Here is a 4,448-nt window from a genome sequence, read left to right on the forward strand (position 1 = left end):
CGCCTTTTTCTTCCCCGGCTCTCATTTCCTCTTTCTCTCCTTCTTTTCTCATGATTTTCACAGAAAAAAGATACATAGCGCCGAAAAAGCGGCAAACTATGTATCTACAGTATCGGCACAAAATTAAATTTTCATAATACCACCGGTGCTGGCTGACGTTACCAATTTTGAGTATCGAGCCAGATAGCCGGTTTTTACTTTCGGTTCGAAGCCTTTCCAGCTGGCTTTGCGTTTTTCCCATTCCTCTTCAGGAACATTCACATCTATGCGGCGCTCGGTAATGTCGATGACGATATGATCGCCGTCCTGTACGAATGCGAGCGGTCCGCCTTCCGCCGCTTCCGGAGAAGCATGTCCGATAGAGAGACCGCGGGAGGCACCGGAGAAGCGGCCATCCGTCACAAGTGCTACTTTGGTGCCGAGACCCATACCGACAATCTGCGAAGTCGGAGCCAGCATTTCCGGCATACCAGGACCTCCTTTTGGACCTTCGTAGCGGATAATAACGACATGACCTTCTTTGATTTTGCCGTTTGCAATTCCTTCCAATGCTTCTTCCTGTGAATCAAATACAATCGCAGGTCCTTCATGACGTGTAATGCCGCCCTGAATGCCACCTGTTTTGATAATAGCACCGTCTGGAGCGAGGTTGCCGAACAATACGGCAAGTCCGCCGGTTTCGGAGTATGGTTTGTTAATCGGGTAAATGACGTTATAGTCCTTTACATCGTGACCGGCAATATTTTCGCCGAGTGTTTTTCCTGTTACGGTCATTACGTCAAGATGCAGGGCTCCTTCTTTCTTGGACAGCTCGTTCAGTACCGCAGAAACACCGCCTGCCGCATGCAAGTCTTCGATGTGCCAGTCGGATGCCGGCGCCAGTTTCGCAAGATGCGGTACGCGTGCCGCTACTTCATTAATGCGCTCTAACGGATAGTCTACTTCCGCTTCGTTGGCGAGCGCCAGCGTATGAAGCACCGTATTAGTGGATCCGCCGAGCGCCATGTCGAGCGCAAAGGCATTATCGATTGCTTTTTCTGTTATGATATCGCGCGGCTTCAGGTCGATTTTGATAAGTTCCATCAGCTGTTTCGCGGCGCGTTTCGCCAATTCTTTGCGTTCCGGATCGGTAGCGAGGATCGTGCCGTTGCCCGGAAGCGCAAGACCAAGCGCCTCTGCAAGACAGTTCATAGAATTGGCGGTAAACATGCCGGAACAGGAGCCGCACGTCGGGCAACCGTATTGCTCAAGCTCTCGAAGCTGGTTGTCATCAATTTTACCGGCCTGATATGCGCCTACGCCTTCAAATACGGAAGACAGGGAGATTTTGCGTCCGTCGCTTGTTCTGCCGGCAGCCATAGGACCACCGCTGATGAAGATAGTAGGAATATTCAGTCTCATTGCTGCTATCATCATTCCCGGCGTAATTTTATCACAGTTCGGAATGCATACCATTCCGTCGAACCAATGCGCCGCGACGACCGTCTCCACTGAATCTGCAATGATTTCGCGGCTCGGCAGGGAGTAGCGCATACCGATGTGCCCCATTGCAATCCCGTCGTCTACGCCGATGGTATTAAACTCGAACGGAACGCCCCCGGCTTCGCGAATCGCTTCTTTTACAAGTTTCCCAAATTCCTGCAAGTGGACATGACCCGGTACAATATCGATATACGAGTTGCATACCGCAATAAACGGTTTGTCGAAGTCCTCATCTTTTACGCCTGCAGCCCGGAGCAAGCTTCGGTGCGGCGCCCGGTCAAATCCCTTTTTGATCATATTGCTGCGTAACTCTGCCACAATAAACCCCTCCACTCATCTATGTTCCTTAATTTAAAATTTTTTTCATTGTATCACTATTTTAGCAGATTGTATATTTGTCAAAATTATTGCTTGCGCAAATATAAGTTGATCCATAACGTTTTTTTTTCAATTCGTTTATAGTAAAAATGGGTAAGAATAAAGTTGGGCGCCTTGAGACGGCAAAGGTATAATGGGATTCGGTATATTTTTACAATTATGAAAAGCCGAATCACGAAAAATTGAATAAAGGCAGGGATAACATGGAAAACAAAGAAAACGCCGCACAGAAACAGAGTGCGAGCGGATTTACGCCGTACATTTCGCCACATGAGCACCGACCGGAAATGACCTGGACGGCGATTATTCTCGGCGGAGTTCTCGCTATTCTTTTCGGTGCGGCAAACGCATATCTGGGATTGATTGTCGGGATGACCGTCAGTGCCTCTATTCCGGCGGCGGTCATTTCAATGGCAATCTTGCGCGGTATTTTGCGCCGCAACTCCATCCTGGAGAACAATACGGTACAGACGATTACGTCGGTGGGGGAATCGCTCGCTGCAGGTGTGATTTTCACCGTTCCGGCGTTGTTCATCTGGAAGCTGCAGCCCAGCATGACGACGATCGCTTTTATTGCGCTGGCGGGTGGGATTCTCGGTATTATTATGATGATTCCCCTACGCAAAGCTTTGATCGTCAAAGAGCATGGCGTGCTTCCGTATCCGGAAGGCACGGCCTGCGCCGAAGTGCTGATCGCCGGAGAGAAAGGCGGCGGCCTGGCCAAGCTCGTTTTCAGCGGACTCGGAATCGGTGCGCTGTTTAAATTCATCGCTGACGGCATTAAAGCATTTCCATCCGAAATCGAAACGGGAATCCGCGGATTCAAAAACGCCGCGGTCGGTATGGATACTCTCCCGTCGCTGCTTGGGGTCGGTTTTATCATCGGACCGCGCATCGCCGGGTATATGCTGGCCGGTGCCGTGCTTGGTTGGCTAGGATTAATTCCGCTGATTAGCTATTTCGGCTCGTTCGCGGCAAATCCAATCTTTCCGGCAACCGATCCGATTAGCAAGCTGGGATTCTGGGACATCTGGAGCAACTATCTGCGTTATATCGGTGCAGGTGCGGTTGCATTCGGAGGAATCGTCAGCCTCTTTAAAGCGCTGCCTACCATCGCGTCTTCGTTTACGATTGCGATGAGAGGTCTTGGTAGTACGCGCGGCGGCACCGGGTCCGGTGTGCTTCGTACAGAAGAAGACATGCCAATGCCGTACATCATCGGACTTGTCGTCATCCTTATTGCCGTTCTGGCGTTCTACCCAAGCATTAATATTGGCATTCCGGGCGCCCTTCTCGTAATGCTGTTCGGTTTCTTCTTCGTCACCGTCTCGTCCCGTATTGTCGGAATCGTCGGAAGCTCTTCCAATCCGGTATCCGGCATGACGATTGCGGCGCTGATTTTGATTACCCTTATCTTGAAGTTAATCGGTTTTAGCGGAGAGAGCGGCATGGTAGCCGCGATTACGATCGGGGCCGTTATTTGTATCTCTGCAGCAATGGCAGGGGATACATCTCAAGATTTGAAAACGGCATTTCTTGTAGGTGCTACGCCGAAGTACCAGCAGTATGCGTTAATGTATGGCGTATTCATTACAAGCTTAACAATCGGGTTGGTGCTGATGCTGCTTGATCAGGCGTACGGATTCGGGTCCAAAAACCTGCCGGCACCGCAGGCTACGCTGATGATGATGGTAGTAGAAGGCATTATGAACGGCAACTTGCCGTGGACGCTTGTCTTTATCGGTATGGCAGCCGCTGCACTGGTAGAGTTGATGGGAATCGGCTCGCTGCCGTTTGCCGTCGGCCTTTATTTGCCGATTCACCTAAGCACTCCGATTATGCTCGGTGGCGTGCTCCGCGGCATTATTGAACGCCGGGAGAAAAACGAGGATATGCTTAAGCAGAAACTCGAGCGCGGCATTCTGTTGTCTTCCGGCTTTATTGCCGGGGAAGCGCTGATGGGAATTCTTATTGCCATTGCCGTCTCCACCGGAATGAGCTTGCCGGAAGAGCCGATTCTAGGCCCGCTCGTCTCGCTTGTAGCCTTCCTGCTTGTCGCAGCCATTCTGTTTGTAACGGCAAATTCGCGAGGCAAGGAAATTTCATAAGATTAAAGGCAGAAAAACACCCCGCATTTCGTACAGGATGCGGGGTGTCTGCATAAAACTTATTGTACTACGGTCAGATTGCTATAGCGGGCAAAGTAGTCCAAAAAAAGTTCGCTTAGCGGAACGATAAAATCGGTTTCGCCTTTTTCATGAATGCCGGAACGGTTGTGGATACGTACGTGTCCTGTACGAATTTTATAATAGGAAGAGGCGAAGCGAGTACTTACTTTTTCATGCTCATTGCCGGGCGTCGGCAATAAAATATGCCGATCCTTCAACGTATGAGGCACCATGCTGATGATATTCTCGAACAGAATTTGGTATGTGTAGTGCGGGCGCTGCAGAATGATTTCCTTTGTTGTTACTTTGCAGCTTAAGTTTCCGTTTGTATGTGAAAGCAGCAGTGTTCCTTCCATATCTTTGATTTTGATAAAATCTTGATTCATATTTACACCTCGCCCTTTTTCTGTGAAAATCGTG

The 4,448-nt window shown here is 49.9% G+C and carries 3 protein-coding genes; 1 reads left to right on the forward strand and 2 read right to left on the reverse strand.

From position 1 onward, the window contains the following. Positions 1 to 123: 123 nt before the first annotated feature. A complete protein-coding gene (gene ilvD / locus B2899_RS17355; protein ID WP_146810186.1) occupies positions 124 to 1,800 on the reverse strand; it encodes a dihydroxy-acid dehydratase in 1,677 nt (558 codons plus the stop codon). Positions 1,801 to 2,063: 263 nt separating this feature from the next. Here ilvD and B2899_RS17360 point away from each other — a divergent pair, with 263 nt between their 5' ends. After that, positions 2,064 to 3,968, forward strand: coding sequence for an OPT family oligopeptide transporter (locus B2899_RS17360; protein WP_146810185.1), 1,905 nt, complete (start codon positions 2,064 to 2,066; stop codon positions 3,966 to 3,968). A 59-nt stretch (positions 3,969 to 4,027) separates the two neighbouring features. On the opposite strand, the gene B2899_RS17365 is transcribed toward B2899_RS17360, so the two are convergent. Further along, on the reverse strand, positions 4,028 to 4,448 hold a 421-nt coding region (locus B2899_RS17365), incomplete at its 5' end, for a hypothetical protein (RefSeq protein ID WP_286887399.1).

The sequence above is a fragment of the Aneurinibacillus sp. UBA3580 genome (assembly GCF_002375825.1).
GTDB lineage: Bacteria > Bacillota > Bacilli > Aneurinibacillales > Aneurinibacillaceae > Aneurinibacillus > Aneurinibacillus danicus.

What these genes read in the sequence shown, in the direction of transcription:
- B2899_RS17360 (WP_146810185.1), top strand. Translation starts at nt 2,064, where the DNA reads ATGGAAAACAAAGAAAACGCCGCACAGAAACAGAGTGCGAGCGGATTT.